We start from the raw sequence: 15,741 nt of genomic DNA, 5'->3' as shown, positions 1-15,741 counted from the left end.
AGGATCTCGCGGGTCGGGCAGGCCTGGACGACGCCGTGCGCGCGGGCCGCGGTCAGGTCGTGGGTGCGGCCGGGCAAAGCACGGGAGAACCACAGCGGGGTCCCGTCCGGTGTGGCGATGACCTGCACGTTCATCCCGTGCTTGTGGTGCTTCTGTGAGTAGTACGGCTCGTCCGCCTTGATCCGGTCGGTCGGGATCAGGGTGCCGTCGACGATCACGAAGTCGCCCTCTCCCAGACCGACCAGCGCCTCGCGCAGACCCGGCGCCCATGCGGCCAGGACCTCGAGGGTCTCGTCGACGTACCGCCAGGCGGTCGCTTCCGACACCCCGAACCCGGCTCCGACCTGCGCGAGTGTCTCGTTCTTCCGCAGGTGGGCCAGGACCGGCAGTGCCTGCTTGAAGCAGCCCAACTTCCGCCATCGTGATCCCAGTTCACACCTTCGGGTATGGATCAGCCAGGAGACGTGCTCAACGAGCTCGTGTGGGACGTCGAGCATGGCTCGATACGAGACCAACAGGGCCCCTCGGCGGCGACGTGATGAGTGAGATCACCACGGCAACGACGAGGGGCCCTGTTACGTCACTGCCACCCGCTGAACAGGCATTTCACCCTGCGGGAACAGGATGAAAGAGGTTCATTGAGAACTCACAGGAGACACCCCCGGGCCGCCGGTCCGGGCCCGGGCCTCCACCGCCTTGTGGCGGGTCCTCACGAACGCCCCGTACGGCAGTCCCTGACGGTCCATCAACCGGAATTCCCGACCCGGTATTCGGAGTGCTTTCGGTGGTGTTTCCAGGAACCTCTCCGGAACGCCGTACAGCTCTATCCCACCAACTCCCCGGCGGACGTGAGACGGGAACACAAAACCTTGCGGCAACCGTCCATCCCGGCTCTATCCGGCCGAACTTCCGGCGGGAATCCAAATTCCCTCCCACTCCTTTTCGGGCGGCAACCCGAAGCCCTTTCATGGCGCAGCGGAAAGTAATCGAATTCAAGCGTGCCGGAAAGGGGCCTACGGCCCTCCAAGCCGACATAGTGACCGCCCTTCCAGGCGCGCCCAGGAAATCCCGCCAAGCGTCAACCAGCGCAATTCCCGGAGCAGCACCACCAAACCGAACACCGGACCAAGACAGCGGGCCAGGACAGACCAGGGCGGGGGGCGCAGCCGCGCGGACGGCGGGCAGGACGGCAGCCAGGCGCAGGCGGCGGGCAGGACGGGCCCGGAGACGGCCGGACACCCCAGGGGGCCGGGGACGGCCAGGATGGCGGCCAGGACCGGCCACCAGGGCACCTCCAAGGGGCACGGCCTGGACAGCGGGCCGAGCCGCGCGCAGCGGGATGGCCTGGCGGCCGACCAGGACGTCGACCAAGGCGCGGGCGGCCGGTCCGGGCGCAGCGGTTAGCGGCAGGACCGGCGGGCCGGGGCGCAGCGGGCACGGCCTGGCGGCGCGGGCAGACGGCGGCGGGCCGCCGAGGCCGGCGGACCGAGTCGCGGCCGGTGCGAAACAGCAGGTGCAACACGCCCGCCTGGGGCTCTCCGGGAGAGGCAACGCCTGGTCAGGCCGTAGTATGAGCCCGCGTTGCGGCCCGGCGCAACACCACGTCACCACACGTTGCGGCACCAGGCCGGTCACCCAGACCGCCCCGGACCGGCCGCCCGACGCCACTACCACCGAAGGCCGGCCCCACACCAGTCACCGTCGGCCAGCGATGAGAATCGCGGCACGAGGACCTGATGAGCAGGTGAATCGCTTCCCGCCCTGTAGCGTTCCGCATACGTACGTACACATAGCGTAAGGAGCGTCTCATGGAACCCAGACACGGAGCGGTCAGCTCTCCCCCTTCCCGGGCCCAGCTCTACCTGGAGAACTGGCAGGCCAACGGCCTGGAGGCCGGCAAGTTCTTCCCCGCGAGCCAGGCGGGCCTGCGGGACCCCTCCGCGCCGGACGACGTGGTCAACGCCCAGCCGCCGGCGGACGGGAAGATCGCCAGCGCGGGGAAGGACTTCGCCGCCTCCCTGGACGAGCCCCGCCGCGACTGGAAGAAGCACCAGGTCGCCTCCGGCCAGGAGCTGGAGATCACCTGGGGATTCCACGCGGAGCACAAGACCCGCCGCTTCAACTACTTCCTCACCAAGAACGGCTGGGACCCGGAGCAGCCGCTGTCCCGCGCCCAGTTCGAGACCGAGCCCTTCCACAGCGTCCAGCTGACCGAACAGCCCTACTGGGAGCACCCGCTCAACCCGGGCAACCCCACCACCCACACCCTGCGCCTGCCCCAGCGGCCCGCCGGCCACCAGGTCCTGCTCGCCGTGTGGGAGGTCGCCGACACCGGCCACGCCTTCTACCAGGTCATCGACCTCCAGTACGCGTAACCGCAGCCCAGCGCGCAGCAGTGTGCCGGCCCCGCCACGACGGCGGGGCCGGCACACCCCGTTCACCACCCCAAACAACCGGCGGTGCAACCCCGGTGGCCACCGGTCCAGCCCGGTCCCAGCAGGCCGTCCGACCAGCGACGCGGACAGCCGCACCAACCCCCCGTCCATCACCAGCTGCAGCGGGTGCTGTCACGCCCAGACCACACACAGGGAAAGCCGGGTATCCACCCACGTCACAGGTCGCAACAGCACCCCGCACGACAGGGGCACGCGACAGGGGGCGCGACAGCGCGCCGGCCACTCCGGCGACAGCCTCCACGGCGGCCTGACGGCCACCCAGACCACACCCACCACCCAGGCACCGGCAGCCCGGCACCCAACAGACCCGCCCAGCCCGAACGAGGGCTCGGCCCGAACGGCAGCGCGGCAGACAAACAGGCGGGGCGCAGCGGGCGGCCGTCCCGAACGGCAGGCAGACCGGCGGGCGCAGCAGCGGCGGCGATAGCACGACAGATGATCTTGTCAGCTACGTTTCGTCCGTGACGAATCAGCAGCAGGGCGACATCCACGACATCCGTGAACGCGGTGAGATCCGGGAGCGGTTGCTCACCAGGACGTGCGAGTGGTGTGGGGAGGAGATGACCTACCCGCCACGGCTCTGCGAGGACAGCTGGGAGTTGTGCGCCGCGTGCGGCGCGTGCTTGTGCGACGAGGAGGACGACGAGGTCTGCCGGAAGTACCGGGACCAGTCGCGCCGGTGTTGACGACGGCGTGCTCCTGGTGGTGCTCGTCGTCCTGGTGCTCGTGGCAGGTGGGGTTGTCGGCCGGAGGTCATGGCGGTACGTGATCCGGATGACGTGCGGTACGTGAGTTTGCGGCTGTCGGCGAACCAGGCCGGGCTCGATCCGAGCGGCCAGGAGTCGGCCAGGGGCGAAGCCGCGGGCCCGGGCGCCGGCACTCCTCGGCGGAGACCGGCCATCGTCCTTGGCCTCGGTCACCCCGGCCCGGGCGGCCACCTGGACCGGCGCAGGGAGCAGCAGGCCAGATTCGGAGCGCACCCGGCAACCCGCCCCGGACGGCGGCGCAGCACCCAGCCCGGACCCCCGGCCAGCAGACCCACCACCCCAGCTGCAGGCACCGGGATAAGGACGCAGCGCCGCGCCCCGCCAAACCGAAAACCGACACCACCACCACCCCTCACCCAGCCATTTCCAACCGGAATTCAGAGCACCACCGAAAGCCAACCCACAAAAACAGCGATACGGAATTCTCGCCCAAATGCCCGGCGAAAACACCCCACCAACCCGCCGAACGGGCCGACAGCACCCCCGACCCCACCAACCACCACACACAGTCACCAAAGTGGCTGCCAAATACCACCCCCCGCCCAGCCCATCCCTTCCACAGGTCCAACCAAAGGTCCAGACAACCAAGCGAAAGAGGCAAAAATACGCCCCGGCCACCCAACAGGTCACACCCTGCGGTCCTTCGCCGGGTAGAGCTTCGCGTGCAGCATCCGCACCTCCCACCAACTCCCGCTTGGTCGGAGCGGGCAGCACCAGCGGGCCCAAGTCCTTGGCGGTGCGATCCTGCACGCACTCCGGGTATCCCAGCCGGGCGGGTTCTCACCCCACGGCCCCCGGGTGGCCGTAGCCGGCAAACCCCCGGGCGTCGCGAGGAGATCTCAGAAGCCGTTGTCTTTCCGAGAGTGACGGGTGCGTTTCCGCAGGTCAGGCATAGGGATTACGCCTTGGCGGCAGGGATGACGTGTCGTGTCGTCTCTTCGTGGAGGTGCCGGATGCCGTCGGTGATGGGGTTGTTGGAGGAACGCGAACGCGCCGCTCGGCAGCGGGTGGAGGCCCTTCAGGCCAAGCTGCGGGAGGCCGAGGCGGTGTGGGAGCGGTTCGTGATTGCCCGTGAGACAGTCGCTCTGGTCCTGGCGGGACCGTGCGGCGGTGAGGAGGTTCCGCCGGTCGTGGTGCCTGGTAAGCCGCGGGTCGCGGCGGCGGCGCCCGGTTCGATGGTGCCGCACTGGCGGGAAGGGCTCGCCGCGACGGCGCTGGCGCCGGACCACCGGGGGATCATGGACGTCCTGGCCGGTGGGAGCGGGTCGGACGCCGACGCGATGGATTGTCGGGAACTCGCGGCGGCGCTCGGGCTGGAGGTGGTCCCGGCGAAGGTGGAGGGTGTGCGGTCGAAGGCGAAGCGTCTGGTGGCGCGGGGCTGGCTGGTAGAGGAACGCCCGGGACTGTTCAGCGTGCCCGCCGGGCGAGGCGGCGGCTCATGACCATGCTCATCGACCAGCGGATCACCGCCTCCGCAGTGTCGGTGCGCGTCTCGTAGTCGCGGGCGAGTCGGCGTGAGCGCATCAGCCACGCGAACGTCCGCTCGACCAGCCACCTCTTGGGCAACACCGTGAACCCGGCCACGTCGTCGCTGCGTTTGACCACGCTCAGCGTGATCCGCAGGACCTCGCGGGCGAGATCGACCAGACGTCCGGTGTAGCTGCCGTCCGCCCACACCAGCGTGATGCGCCAGTGTCGCTCGCGCAGCCGGGCCAGCAGCGTCCCGCCAGCCTCGCGGTCGGTTACCGAGGCTGCGGTGACCATCACCGCCAGCAGCAGCCCGAGGGTGTCCACCACGATGTGACGCTTGCGGCCGTTCACCTTCTTCCCGCCGTCGAAGCCCCTGCTCGCGGCCGGCACGGACGCGGCGCCCTTCACCGACTGCGCGTCGATGACGCCCGCGGTCGGCTCCGGATCCCGGCCGGCGGCCCCGCGGACCCGGTCCCGTAGCCGGTCGTGGAACTCGCCGACCAGGCCCTTGTCCCGCCAGCGCCGGAAGAAGGCGTAGACGCGGTCCCAGGCGGGGAAGTCCGCGGGCATCGCCCGCCAGGTGATGCCGCCCGCGACCAGGTAGCGCACCGCGTCCACCATCTGCCGGTGGCAATAGCCCTCCGGCTGCCCGCCCCGGCCCTCCAACCATCCCGGCACCGGCATCGCGTCCCGGACCACCGCCCACTCCGCGTCGCTCATGTCGGACGGGTACCTCGGTCGCCTGTGCGGCTGGTCGCCGGCGTTCCCGAACCGGTGAGCGAGACAGTCACACTCCAGGGAAGCCGAGTTGGAGTGAGCCGGTGCAAGGGCGTACAACAGCGACAACAGGGCCTCCTGGCATGCTCAAGGTCTCGACAACCCCGAGCTGCACCAGAGGCCCTGTCTTCATGCGCGGCAAGCAACAAGATCACCCGACCGAGCTGTCCAGTCGAACCCACGTCCACCAAAATCGGTACGACAACGGCTTCTCAGAGCTGACATTTCAGGCGCAGGACACTAGGGAGAAACTGTGTCTCGTATGGCCAGCGCCAGCCAGACGACTGGTACCGCTGCCAGAACGATCAGCAGTAGACAGCACGGCAGCGGGGACGGCCCCTTGAGCGGTGGCTGGGCTGCTATCTGCGGGGCCACTCGGCGCACGTCGTCGGCGTGATACCACGTCTTACTGGCGGTCCCGGTGGTGGTCATCCAGCTGTCCGTACGGACCCGCACTCCATGGGCCAGCGCATTTACATACACCGAGCGAGCACCGACGCCCGGCCACAAAGTGCTCACCTGGCGCGCCGTCAGCCAGTCGCCCTCCGACACCCCAGCCATATCGTGCCCTTCTCCCAGCAACCAGTGACGCGGCATCACGAACTGTCCCATAGCCAGGCGTAGTTCGCCCCCCTTCCATCGCTTCTCGGGGTTTCGACGCGTTCGGCGGCCCACCAGTCGGCGACGTAGCCGGCGACGACTGCCCGCACAGCGAGCTCCAGCACGATCCGCGACCGCTGGGCCAGAGCCTGGGCCGTCGTCCGGCGACGCACCCAGCCCTCCAACACCGCCCGCTGGGCATCGGTCACCGACAACGGCGGAATCTTCGGACCCGGACGACCCATGCCCAACCAACGACGAACCTCTGACTCAGGTCACTAGGGCGCGTATCTGGTTGTGATCAAAGGGTGGGTCGCGCCAGGTCCTTGAGCCAGATCATCGAGGCGCGCAGGTGGAGGCCTGCGAGGTAGCTGCCGGGGGTCTTGTCGAACCGGGTGGCGATACCTCGCCAAGCCTTCAGCTTGTTGATCAGGCGCTCGACGGTGTTCCGCTCCTTGTAGAGGTCGGCGTCGTGGCCGACGGGCCGGCCACCCGCGCTGCCCCTCTTCTTCCGGTTGGCGGCTTGGTCCTTCTTTTCCGGGATGACGGCCTTGATGCGACGTTTCCGCAGGTAGGCGCGGTTACCGCGAGACGAGTACGCCTTGTCCCCCGGCGACCGCGTCGGGCCGGGTGCGGGGGCGGCCGACGGGCCCGGGGACCCGTATCTTCTTGAGCACGGGGATGAACTGTGGGCTGTCGGCGGCCTGTCCGGCGGTCAGGATGACCGCCAGCGGGCGGCACTTGCGGTCGGCGGCGAGGTGGACCTTGCTGGTCTGGCCGCCCCGGGAGCGCCCGAGAAGGGCGGTCGTCAGCCGGAGCTTTCGGCGGCGCCGGACGAGTCGCCGTTCCTCCCGTTCGGGATCCGTTTCGGTGTCCCGTCCGTTTTGTTCGTCGAGGTCGCCCCCTTTGACCTGGCCTTCTCCTCCTCGGCGGCGGCCTTCTCCAGGGCGGTGAGCACGTCCTCGCTCAGGTGCATGCCGGCGGCGTCGTGGTGGGCCCGCGCAGTGGTGGAGTCGACGCTGACGAGCGACAAGTCCACCTCGCCCCGCTTCGCGGCTTCCGCGATCAGGCCCTCCAGCAGGGCTTCGAAGACACCGGCGTCCCTCCACTGCCGGAAGCGGTTGGAGACGGTCGACCAGGCGCCGAACTCCTGCGGCATCTCCCGCCACTGCCCGCCGGTCTTGAACCGCCAGATCACGCCCTCGAACTGCTGCCGCAGGCGCTCCGGGTACGGGCCGTACTCGCCGATCGGCAGGTACGGCCCGATGAACTCCCACTCTTCGTCCGTCAGTTGCACTCGCGTCACACAAGACGATCTACCGGATCAGGCCCCGCCGCGAGGGCGAATCCCGCAGATTGATCAGGACTCGATACGCGCCCTAGTGACACACCTGCAGATCCAGTGACACCCAACCGCAGATTTGCACTCCGCCTGACCGCCCCTTGACCGCACACCCCCACAGCCCCTCTCATGGAAGGACGGCGGGGAGGTGGTCACGGTGGCCGACGGACCGAACGGCGGACGCGACGTACCGGGAACGGTGATGGCCGTGGTGCTGGCGGTGATCGTGCTCGCCCTGATGCTCTGGGGGGCGACCGCGAACGACGCCACGCCCGGCCCACCCGCCTGCAGGGCCTCCTGCGACTTGCACTGAGCCTGCGCCTCTCGACCCTCGGCGATGGCCTTTTGAGCGCCCCCGCAGAAGCAAGGCTGGCGCCGCAGGCCGAGAAGCTGCGCTTCGCGCAGAACGAGATGGAGTCGCGGAACCTGCCGACGCAGTACAACGGGGTGACGATCGACGCAGAGGCCATGGCCGGCCACCGGCCGGGCGCCGCCACAAGGAAAGGCCGGCGCAGCGCCGGGCGGGACCACCGATGCGCGCCCACCCGCCCATCCCAACCACCACCCACACCACCATCCCACCCCACCCACACCCAACCCGTATCCACCTGTTCCCAGGCCCAGGCCTTCCGCGAGAGGGCGCGCAGAGGGGGTCGTCATGGCTGCCAGCCACCTTGATTGGGCCGCTGAACTGCAGGGATGCTCAGGCCAGCACGGACGGTCCGGGCACGCACTCGGGTACGCAGTCGGGCGCCCTGTGGGGCACGCACTCGGGCACACAGTCGGGCGGGGCTGGAGCGCCGCAGGGGCCGGCGGGTGTCCGCCCCCGGCCCGGGCCGTGCTGGAGCAGGGAAGGCCGGCCCCGGCCCCGCAAGACCGGCCGACCGCCGTCCGCTGATCCGGATTGCTGGCCGGGCCCTGATACGGCATGCAATGTGCGGCCGAGTGTACTGGTCAATCAATTCCGCGATTGCTGCCGACTTCCGATATCCGTCCGGATCAATGATGGACTGGCGATCGAGGCGGTATTTTCCGGGCACCTTTTTGCGTGTGATGGGGTGAGCTCTGGAAAGCGAGTTTTGGGCTGAATAATGCAGGAGATTACGGGCCTGTTCATCTGCGGGGGCGGCCCGGGTACCTCTCGGCGTGGATGAGGCGCATCGCCCACCACGGGTCGTCGGGCTTCTCCTTGCGGGCACGGCGGATCTCGCGGGCGGTGGGCATGGGCAGGATGAGCGGAAGCTTGCCGCTGTTCTTGCGGTCGGCTTCGCAGGAGGGGCACTCCAGGGCTTCCGCGGGGGCTTCGGTGGTGCGTTCCATGGCGGAGCCGGGTTGGCCGCCGAGGGGGCCCTTGCAGGTGTAGCAGGGCCAGCGGGCGGCGTGGGCGTCGCGGACGGCCTGCTGCTTCTTGTCTCGTTCGGCCTGCCAGGCCTTGCTCTGGCAGTCGCTGCACAGCTCGGTGCCGTCGCTGGCCCGGCCGCGCGGGATCTCATCCGAGCGGCGATTGCAGCCCGGGCAGCGGGTCGCTTCCAAGCGCTTCTCGCGGGCTTCGTGGGCCGCCTGCTCCTCGGCGTCGAGGCGGGCCTGGACGCGGGCGCGGTACTCGGTGTGGGCAAGCGCGTCGGTGAGGGACTGCCACTGCCGGGCGCCGAAGCGCCACCAGATCGCGGCGTGCGGCCCGCGCCGCTGCAGAGCCTCCAGGTGGCAGGCCAGGATCGGGATCCGGTCCGTGAAATCGAGCGGGGCGTGGTCGGACGGGGCCCAGTGCCCGATGGTGAGGTCCTGCAGCTTGTTGATCAGGTTGTTCAGGCCGCGGGGGCCGGCGCCGCCCAGGACCAGCGCGATCGGCGGCAGACTCCGACGGCCGGCCTGCGGATACTTCCGCCGCCAGGTCGGCAGCTTCTTCGCACTGCTGTGGTGCCCGTCGTGCGTGGGGTCGTTGTAGGTCAGCGCGAAGTACTCGGCGTACCGGTCGAACTTGGCGGCGACGAACTGCGGCGTCTCGTTGTGCAGGTCGACCTCGACCAGAAGCACGGGAACACCGTCGGCGGGCGCCGTGAGGACCGCATCGGCGAACTGGGCCCGGTCGCCCGGCAGCGAGTGGGCGACCTCGGTGGCCCAGTCGGCGATGGTGCCGATCGGGGTGCCCGGCGTCGCCGGGCTCGTCATCGCCACGATGGTGTCGTTGACGGCCATCGCGTGCGGGGCGCCGGTGGTCCGGCCCACCGAACGGGCCCGGCCACCGATCTTCCGGCCGGCGGGCAGCGTCGACGCCGCGGCGTCCAGCCCGAGGTCGGTCAGCCCCCAGATCACCGCCCCCGCCCCGACCGGCCGCACCGGCCTGCGCCGCGGCGGGCGCACCGCCCCGGTCCCGGTCCAGGTCCCGTCGGCGGCGGTGTCGCCGTCGGCGTCAGCGGCCCGGGGTTGGGCCGGGAGGCCGGAGATGGTGCCGCGCTTCTCGGTCAACTTTGTTCAGCGCGAGGTCGCGCAGCGCGCCCGCGACCGTGTTCGGCTTCTCGTGGCTGGGCTGGGCGAGCAGCCAGGTCTGCTTGACGGTGGCGACCTTCAGCACGCTCAGCACCTCAAGGACGCTGTGGCGCAGCGGGCCGGTGGATCCGTTGGGGTAGGCCTTGGCGCGGACGAACGCGGTACGCGTCTTCGCCAACACCCGGTCGGTCCCGTCGGGTCGGTCTGGTCGCTGCTGCTCGTCCTCGTCCTGGTTCATGGCTGTGTCCCCCGGGCCGTTTGGTGATCTTCCGTCCGTTCCTCGATATCTCATGGCACCGACAGCCCGGCCGCGCCCGCCGCCCGTCCCGCCCGCCATCACCCGGCCCGGTCACCGGGCGCGCGGCCGGCCGGACGCAGAAAGGGAAGGGCCACAGCGGCCCTGGAGCGCGTAAACCGCCTCACGCCCCAGACCCAACAACCAAAGACAAGGACAAGGGCACAAAGGGGTTGCCGGGGTTTTGGTGGACCTTGACACCGGCCCGTGACCTGCATAAATGCGCCCGATCCGGCGATAGCTGGTGGTCGGGGAGATGGAGGGGGAGGTGGTCGGGGAGATGGAGGGGAACCATGGCCCCCTGTGAGGGCCTCCGAGGCGCTGCAGCGGGACGGGCACACCGCTGGCGAGGCCTGCGGGGGCAGCGTACCCACGCCGGGCCCGGCAGACGGCCCTTGACGGCGGTTTCTGTCAGGAGGTCTACCGGGCGGGTTGGCCGGTGGCGGGTGGGACCTGTCATGATCCCTGCGCGCCCGATTCGTCACGGCATGGGCGCTTGGCTCCGGGGCCGGGTCGGCGAGGTCATCTGCTGAACGCCGCGGTGCTGTGGACCACCCGCTACCTGGATGCCGCCGTCGAGTAGCTGCGGGCCCTGCCCGCCGACCAGCGCGAGCACGACGTCCTGGACGAGGACGTCGCCCGGCTCTCCCCACTCAAGCACGCCGACCTGAATGTCCTGGGCCGCTCCAGCTTCCGCGGCTCTGGCCCGGCCGGCGGAGCGCTGCGGCCCCTGCGCGACCCGGCGGAGGCCGATGGGGCCGATGGGGAGGAGGACGGCGAGGACGGGTAGTCGCAGCGGTCCGCGAGAACCGGACGGCGGCCGAGGTCCACTCGGCGCTCGACAGTGACCAGCATGCACTCGCCGTGCTCCGCATGCGCGTCACGGCGTCGGCGTCACCCGGATGCCGAGCGTTCCGGCCTCACCTCGGCGCAGTCGGCTGCCGAGGAGGTTGAGGCGGCCGATGATGCCGTACTTGCGGGCGATGAGCTGCCGATAGCGGGCCGTGGTGGCGGCGTCGCAGATCTCGGCGGTGGCGGGAACCTGGTCGCCCGTCGAATTGCCGCGCAGATCGCAGGGGCCGACGAGGACATCGGCGCGGGCCCGGATCCGCTTGACCTTCCAGGAGTCCGCGGCCGTCCAGACGCCGAGCGCGTCGCCGTCACGCACCACCCAGACGGGGGTGGCGACCGGGGCGCCGTTCCTGCGGTAGCTGGTGACCAGCAGATACTTGCCCGCACCGAGCCGGTCCAGTGAGGTGTCGTCCATGCCCGCACTCACAGGTTGTTCGCGTAGAAGCTGGCAAGTCGTTCGACGGCGGCGTCGACGTATGCGGGTTCGTCGTACATCTCGTAGTGGCCGGCGCCGTCGATCACCATGAGGTCGACGGGGTTGGGGGCCAGCTTCCACAGCTGCATGCCCATGTCGTAGGAACCGGTGTTGCCGATACGTCCGGCGAGAACGACCTGCAGTGGCTGGGTCATGAGCTGATCGGCCAGGTGAAAGGCGTCGTAGCCCAGCAGGAGGGAGTCGCTGCGCAGGAGGCGCCGGTTCGTGGAGTGTTCGTTGCCGCCGCGCTCGGTGCGGTAGTAGGTGACGGCCTGAGTGGTGTCGATGTCGGTCAGGCCCGCTGCCGCGGCGTCCTCAAGGGTGTCGGGCAGCCAGTTCACGCGGGTCATCTCGCCGGAGCGGGCCTCTTCGGTCCGTGCGTTGGCGAGGGCGTCGAGTGCTGCGGCCGGACCGCCGGGGTAGAAGCTACGGAACGCGGCGCCGATGTTGACGGGGACGACCGTGCCGACCGCCTTGATGCGGTGGTCCGTGCGGGCGGTGTGCACGCCATAGCCGCCACCGGCGCAGATGCCGAGGACGCCGATGCGCTGCGGGTCGATGCCGGGGGTCGTGGTGAGCGCGTCGATGGCGTAGGAGATGTCCTCACCTCGGCGGTAGGGGTCTTCGAGGTCGCGGGGCTCGCCCTCGCTCTGGCCCTGATGGGCGGGGTCGAGGACGAGCGCCGCGATGCCGCGGGCGGCGAGACGGGCGGCGTAGGTGGCGCCGATCTGCTCCTTGACGCTGCTGCCCGGGGTGGCGAGCACGACGGCGGGCAGCGGTGCGCTGCTGTCGGCGTTGTCGGGCAGGTGGAGGTTGGCGGCGAGGTTGATGGGACCGCGCGGGATCGGGAGGTGCTGGATCATGCCTGGCTTCCTTCGTGAGATGGTTGTTCCACAGGAGTCCAGTACAAGACGGCATCTTGTACGACTTGGAACTAATACGAAACTGTACTACATGGGCGGAGGGGCCGCATGTCGGTCGACGGGGCGCAGCTGTGGACGCTGAACCAGCGGCTGCTGGCAGTCGTGATGGATGCCTGCACTGAGGAGCTGGCCGAGCTCGGGTTGGAGACGAAGGAGTTCTTCGTCCTGGCCGAGGTGGAGGCATCGCCGTACCCGGCCGAGATCGCGACCGCGCTACTGCTGCCCAAGGCGAGCGTGACGGTCTACGTCCGCAACCTCGTCACCAAGGGCTACATCCGCCGCGAGATCGACGAGGCGGACCTGCGGCGTCACCGGCTCGTACTGACCGCCGAGGGCACGCAAGCACGCGATCGAGCACTTGCAGCCCTGGCGGCGGAGTACGACCGCAGGCTGGCGAGGGTCACCCCCCACGACCGCGTCGAGCTGCAACGCATCCTCAAAGCGATGCTCGCCTCGCCCGCGTCAGCCCACATGCACGAGTGATTCAGGTAGGCGCGCTGCACTGTGGTCGCCGCTTCGGCCGGGTTGGCCGGCGGCGGGTGGGAGATGGCATGATCCCGGCGCGTCCGATTCGCCATTGCCTGGGCGCGCGGCTCCCGGGCCGGGTCCGACGAGGTCATCAGACAGCCCGGCCCAGGAGCCACACCACGGTCGCAGCCCGCCGCAGAGGCGCTCGAACCGGCCGAGGCAGCCCGGCCGAACGGGCAGGGCGGCGCCCAGTCGACGCCGAAATTCGCAACCGGCCCGGTTGGTGAAATCCGGTGCTGGTGCGCAGGGCCTCGCGGCGCAGGTGAGCAGGTCCTCGCGGGCACGCTCGCCGAGGCCGCAGCCGTGGTCCTCGAGGAAGCGGAAGAAGCTGTCCAAGACGTCCGCCGGGGCGATACGCAGCCCGTTGAGGTAGCGGGACGCCCTGGCCTCGGAGGAGTGGTTCTCGGCAGCGAGCTGCTTTTGTGTGACGCCCGTTGCCGCGGCACACGCCTTGAAGGCCGCGCTCATCGCCAGCCCGTAGCGCCGGGCGCCGTCCTCTCCCGCCATGCCGTCCCCACATCTGCACCAACTTCCCGGGCCCGTGGCCGCGATCCTCCCGCCCCGGCCGGCACCAGCACGGCCATCTGCCGGGAACAGCCCCTCCCCCGCTTCCACAAGATCAGCAGGCACCCCAACATGAAAAAGCGAACCGCAGCCACTCCGGAAAGGGGGCCCTCCACGGCCCACAGGCCCCTGCGGCAACGCCACCGGCCGCCGCCTCTTCCCGGTCGCCATCGCGGCTCCCACCGCTGCGAACGCGACGACCGGGGCCGGTCGGCGGGCAGGGATCGGCTGGGACAAGGTGGTGTGCGAGAGTGGCGGCCGCTGGCACGCCAACGGCTACTACGGTGGCCGTGGCAATCTGAACGGGAATCCACGAGGGCTGGGGCCATCTCAACAACGCGCGTGGAAGCTCAGCAGGGCAAGGCGAGAGTCATCTGGAACGGAAGGCATGAACGATAAGAAGAGTGCTCTTCGCAGGGTGCCCTCGCGGACGGCGCTCGTTTTCTACACCGCCGTCCCGATCTGGTTCCTGCTGGACGAGATCTACGAACCCTCAAGCTGGCATCTCGTGAAACTTGTCCTCTTCTCCGCCTGGACGACCGCCGCAGCGGCTGCCTTCGCACTCTCGTTCAGGAGGAAAGAAAATTGATCTGACACCGAGCCCGACACATACGGCCCCACGGCGCGCTGATCCCAGGGGCCGGCGCGGCGTCATACGGACGGGCCGACAGTGCCCGCCGGAATATGGCCCAGCCGCCGCTTCTACCAGCCTGCTGCCGCCCCGCCGCAGCGACGCCGACCCGCGGGAGGCGCGCGGCCGCCCGGCCGCGAGAGGGCAGGGGCCCAGCGGCCCGGGAGCGGCAGGGAGGGCACCGCGGGACCGGGAGGCGAACCCGAGCCCGACCTTCCCCGCCCGACCGCCCACCAGCCGCCATCACCCAGCCACACCACCAACCACCACACCAGCCAGCAGAGGACCAAGAGGAGAGGGAGAGGGTTGTCGGCAAGCCGGTGAACCTTGATAGCGGCCGCTGAACTGCGAAAACACCGGGACTCGTGCATAGAAGCCCCCGGGGCAGCACCCGGGGAAACACGGGACCGCCCGCTGCCCTATCCCAGGCTTTTTCCATACCTTGACGGCCGCTCAGGACGACCCCGAGTCGGGCACCGGAACGCTACCCCGACCCAGCCACCGCACGCTGTCAGCGACCCGGGGAGCCGTCCCCTGCGGCAGGCCGCCTGACGGAATGCGGGAGGATCACGGTCGGCTCCCCGGCTCATGTCATTGCCCGCCGGGGAGCTTCTCCATTTCCGCGGTGCCGACCGGGCCGGCTCAGGCGAGGCCCTGGTCGAGCGCCACCCGCAGCAGCGTGACCGCATCCAGCACGTCCTGGGACAGCCAGGGCTCGCCGTCCGCGGCGTCGATGACCAGGCGGCCGTCGATAAACGTCCCCCAGTGGTCACCGACCATCGCGGCCCAGCCAACGGCCGGCCCGCCGCCGGGCCGGCGGACCTGGAACACGGACGGGTCACTCTCCCAGCCATCGACGAGCAAGGTCGCATCCGCGGCGCTCCACGTGCCGGTCGGATCACCCAGGCCCCGGCCGAACGGTGACAGTGACGTGCGCTCCGCGGCGAGCGCCAGGCGCAGCGGCGCCCCGTCGGCCCCCGGGTCGGCGGCCGTGCCCGGCGCCATGGTGTCCGGGTCAATCTGCGGTGGCACGCCAGCGGCGGGGCGGTGGTGCAGCGGCCGGCGCCGCACCGGCGCCGCCGGAGTTTCGACGCGCGGGTAAACAAGAGTCGGGGCGGTCGGGGTGTCGCCGCCGACAGGGTCGCTTGATTCGACGCGCGGCGATTCACCGGCAGCGGCCTGCGCAGCAGCGGCGGGCTCGCGCCGGCGGTCGGCGAGCATCTCGTAGCGCAGGGCGTGAGCCATGCGCCGCATGCGCTGGGTGGCGGCATCGACGCTGCGCTCGAGCAGCTCCAGGGCCTGGGTGCCGCGCGCGTCGATCCCGCCCCGGCGGGATTCCTCGAGGTTCTGCAGGAAGCGGGCCGCGCTGCGCTGCACGCCACCGGATTGGTGACCCGTGCCCGCCATGGCCAGCAGGTCCTGTACCGGCGCAGCGCGCTCGGTGGCCGACTGGCGGTGCGTCCGAGCTGTCCGGGCTGGCCTGACCGGCCAATCGGCCCCTGCACAGGCTCTGGCTTGCTCTCTGACCGGCAATCATGATCATATCCAGGGCTGTCCGCAGTCCGCGGGGCGTG

At 70.1% G+C, this 15,741-nt stretch carries 15 protein-coding genes and 3 pseudogenes; 8 read left to right on the top strand and 10 right to left on the bottom strand.

Going from position 1 to position 15,741, the window contains the following annotated elements; all coding sequences use genetic code 11:
- Positions 1 to 555: pseudogene (locus AB0M03_RS35170) on the bottom strand (transposase family protein); the annotation flags it as partial.
- Between the two features lie 708 nt (positions 556 to 1,263).
- Here AB0M03_RS35170 and AB0M03_RS35165 point away from each other — a divergent pair.
- The 4 genes from AB0M03_RS35165 (at position 1,264) to AB0M03_RS35150 (ending at position 4,665) form a co-directional block, all read left to right on the top strand.
- Complete coding sequence (locus AB0M03_RS35165) at positions 1,264 to 1,404, top strand: hypothetical protein (RefSeq protein ID WP_363499557.1); 141 nt, start codon at positions 1,264 to 1,266, stop codon at positions 1,402 to 1,404.
- Positions 1,405 to 1,808: 404 nt separating this feature from the next.
- Positions 1,809 to 2,375: a lytic polysaccharide monooxygenase auxiliary activity family 9 protein gene (locus AB0M03_RS35160; RefSeq protein ID WP_363499555.1), complete on the top strand. Its 567-nt coding sequence runs from the start codon at positions 1,809 to 1,811 to the stop codon at positions 2,373 to 2,375.
- 542 nt (positions 2,376 to 2,917) lie between these two features.
- Positions 2,918 to 3,142 carry a hypothetical protein gene (locus tag AB0M03_RS35155; RefSeq protein WP_363499553.1) on the top strand — a complete coding sequence of 75 codons (225 nt, stop codon included), beginning with the start codon at positions 2,918 to 2,920 and terminating at the stop codon, positions 3,140 to 3,142.
- A 1,034-nt stretch (positions 3,143 to 4,176) separates the two neighbouring features.
- Entirely contained in the window at positions 4,177 to 4,665 is a 489-nt protein-coding gene (locus AB0M03_RS35150; RefSeq protein WP_363499551.1) for a hypothetical protein, read from the top strand.
- On the opposite strand, the gene AB0M03_RS35145 is transcribed toward AB0M03_RS35150, so the two are convergent.
- The 3 genes and pseudogenes from AB0M03_RS35145 to AB0M03_RS35135 all read right to left on the bottom strand — a co-directional run bounded on the left by AB0M03_RS35145 (position 4,631) and on the right by AB0M03_RS35135 (position 7,376).
- Complete coding sequence (locus AB0M03_RS35145; protein WP_363499549.1) at positions 4,631 to 5,413, bottom strand: IS5 family transposase; 783 nt, start codon at positions 5,411 to 5,413, stop codon at positions 4,631 to 4,633. The genes AB0M03_RS35150 and AB0M03_RS35145 overlap by 35 nt on opposite strands.
- 653 nt (positions 5,414 to 6,066) lie before the next feature.
- Positions 6,067 to 6,279 carry a hypothetical protein gene (locus tag AB0M03_RS35140; protein WP_363499547.1) on the bottom strand — a complete coding sequence of 71 codons (213 nt, stop codon included), beginning with the start codon at positions 6,277 to 6,279 and terminating at the stop codon, positions 6,067 to 6,069.
- Positions 6,280 to 6,371: 92 nt separating this feature from the next.
- Positions 6,372 to 7,376 (bottom strand): annotated as a pseudogene (locus tag AB0M03_RS35135) (IS5 family transposase).
- A 193-nt stretch (positions 7,377 to 7,569) separates the two neighbouring features.
- Between AB0M03_RS35135 and AB0M03_RS35130 the strand changes: the two are divergent.
- Positions 7,570 to 7,725 carry a hypothetical protein gene (locus AB0M03_RS35130; RefSeq protein ID WP_363499545.1) on the top strand — a complete coding sequence of 52 codons (156 nt, stop codon included), beginning with the start codon at positions 7,570 to 7,572 and terminating at the stop codon, positions 7,723 to 7,725.
- 800 nt (positions 7,726 to 8,525) lie between these two features.
- On the opposite strand, the gene AB0M03_RS35125 is transcribed toward AB0M03_RS35130, so the two are convergent.
- Positions 8,526 to 9,878 (bottom strand): replication-relaxation family protein, encoded by a 1,353-nt coding sequence (locus tag AB0M03_RS35125; RefSeq protein WP_363499543.1) that lies wholly within the window; start codon positions 9,876 to 9,878, stop codon positions 8,526 to 8,528.
- Entirely contained in the window at positions 9,823 to 10,137 is a 315-nt protein-coding gene (locus AB0M03_RS35120) for a hypothetical protein (RefSeq protein WP_363499541.1), read from the bottom strand. The genes AB0M03_RS35125 and AB0M03_RS35120 overlap by 56 nt, the downstream gene beginning before the upstream one ends.
- 577 nt (positions 10,138 to 10,714) lie before the next feature.
- Between AB0M03_RS35120 and AB0M03_RS35115 the strand changes: the two are divergent.
- Positions 10,715 to 10,984 (top strand): annotated as a pseudogene (locus AB0M03_RS35115) (Tn3 family transposase); the annotation flags it as partial.
- Positions 10,985 to 11,074: 90 nt separating this feature from the next.
- On the opposite strand, the gene AB0M03_RS35110 reads toward AB0M03_RS35115, so the two are convergent.
- Together AB0M03_RS35110 and AB0M03_RS35105 are read right to left on the bottom strand one after the other, a co-directional pair.
- Complete coding sequence (locus AB0M03_RS35110; protein ID WP_363499540.1) at positions 11,075 to 11,461, bottom strand: PPOX class F420-dependent oxidoreductase; 387 nt, start codon at positions 11,459 to 11,461, stop codon at positions 11,075 to 11,077.
- Positions 11,462 to 11,469: 8 nt separating this feature from the next.
- Positions 11,470 to 12,384: an alpha/beta hydrolase gene (locus AB0M03_RS35105; RefSeq protein ID WP_363499538.1), complete on the bottom strand. Its 915-nt coding sequence runs from the start codon at positions 12,382 to 12,384 to the stop codon at positions 11,470 to 11,472.
- Between the two features lie 108 nt (positions 12,385 to 12,492).
- On the opposite strand from AB0M03_RS35105, the gene AB0M03_RS35100 reads away from it, so the two are divergent.
- On the top strand, positions 12,493 to 12,927 hold the full coding sequence (locus AB0M03_RS35100; RefSeq protein ID WP_363499536.1) for a MarR family transcriptional regulator: 435 nt from the start codon (positions 12,493 to 12,495) through the stop codon (positions 12,925 to 12,927).
- Here the strand turns inward: AB0M03_RS35100 and AB0M03_RS35095 are convergent.
- On the bottom strand, positions 12,907 to 13,479 hold the full coding sequence (locus tag AB0M03_RS35095) for a helix-turn-helix transcriptional regulator (RefSeq protein ID WP_363499534.1): 573 nt from the start codon (positions 13,477 to 13,479) through the stop codon (positions 12,907 to 12,909). The genes AB0M03_RS35100 and AB0M03_RS35095 overlap by 21 nt on opposite strands.
- 445 nt (positions 13,480 to 13,924) lie before the next feature.
- Here AB0M03_RS35095 and AB0M03_RS35090 point away from each other — a divergent pair, with 445 nt between their 5' ends.
- Positions 13,925 to 14,125 (top strand): hypothetical protein, encoded by a 201-nt coding sequence (locus AB0M03_RS35090; protein ID WP_363499532.1) that lies wholly within the window; start codon positions 13,925 to 13,927, stop codon positions 14,123 to 14,125.
- A 684-nt stretch (positions 14,126 to 14,809) separates the two neighbouring features.
- Here AB0M03_RS35090 and AB0M03_RS35085 read toward each other — a convergent pair.
- Complete coding sequence (locus AB0M03_RS35085) at positions 14,810 to 15,574, bottom strand: hypothetical protein (protein ID WP_363499530.1); 765 nt, start codon at positions 15,572 to 15,574, stop codon at positions 14,810 to 14,812.
- Positions 15,575 to 15,741: the final 167 nt, after the last annotated feature.

The organism is Kitasatospora sp. NPDC051914 (assembly GCF_040680995.1).
In the GTDB taxonomy this organism is placed as follows: domain Bacteria; phylum Actinomycetota; class Actinomycetes; order Streptomycetales; family Streptomycetaceae; genus Kitasatospora.
Note: the sequence above shows the minus strand (reverse complement) of the source record. Positions and strands in the feature narration are given on the sequence as shown.

Excerpts from the sequence above, each read along its gene's own strand:
- AB0M03_RS35165 (WP_363499557.1), top strand. The coding sequence starts at position 1,264 with ATGGCGGCCAGGACCGGCCACCAGGGCACCTCCAAGGGGCACGGCCTG.
- AB0M03_RS35160 (WP_363499555.1), top strand. The coding sequence starts at position 1,809 with ATGGAACCCAGACACGGAGCGGTCAGCTCTCCCCCTTCCCGGGCCCAG.
- AB0M03_RS35150 (WP_363499551.1), top strand. The coding sequence starts at position 4,177 with ATGCCGTCGGTGATGGGGTTGTTGGAGGAACGCGAACGCGCCGCTCGG.
- AB0M03_RS35145 (WP_363499549.1), bottom strand. The coding sequence starts at position 5,413 with ATGAGCGACGCGGAGTGGGCGGTGGTCCGGGACGCGATGCCGGTGCCG.
- AB0M03_RS35120 (WP_363499541.1), bottom strand. The coding sequence starts at position 10,137 with ATGAACCAGGACGAGGACGAGCAGCAGCGACCAGACCGACCCGACGGG.
- AB0M03_RS35110 (WP_363499540.1), bottom strand. The coding sequence starts at position 11,461 with ATGGACGACACCTCACTGGACCGGCTCGGTGCGGGCAAGTATCTGCTG.
- AB0M03_RS35105 (WP_363499538.1), bottom strand. The coding sequence starts at position 12,384 with ATGATCCAGCACCTCCCGATCCCGCGCGGTCCCATCAACCTCGCCGCC.
- AB0M03_RS35100 (WP_363499536.1), top strand. The coding sequence starts at position 12,493 with ATGTCGGTCGACGGGGCGCAGCTGTGGACGCTGAACCAGCGGCTGCTG.
- AB0M03_RS35095 (WP_363499534.1), bottom strand. The coding sequence starts at position 13,479 with ATGGCGGGAGAGGACGGCGCCCGGCGCTACGGGCTGGCGATGAGCGCG.
- AB0M03_RS35090 (WP_363499532.1), top strand. The coding sequence starts at position 13,925 with ATGAACGATAAGAAGAGTGCTCTTCGCAGGGTGCCCTCGCGGACGGCG.
- AB0M03_RS35085 (WP_363499530.1), bottom strand. The coding sequence starts at position 15,574 with ATGGCGGGCACGGGTCACCAATCCGGTGGCGTGCAGCGCAGCGCGGCC.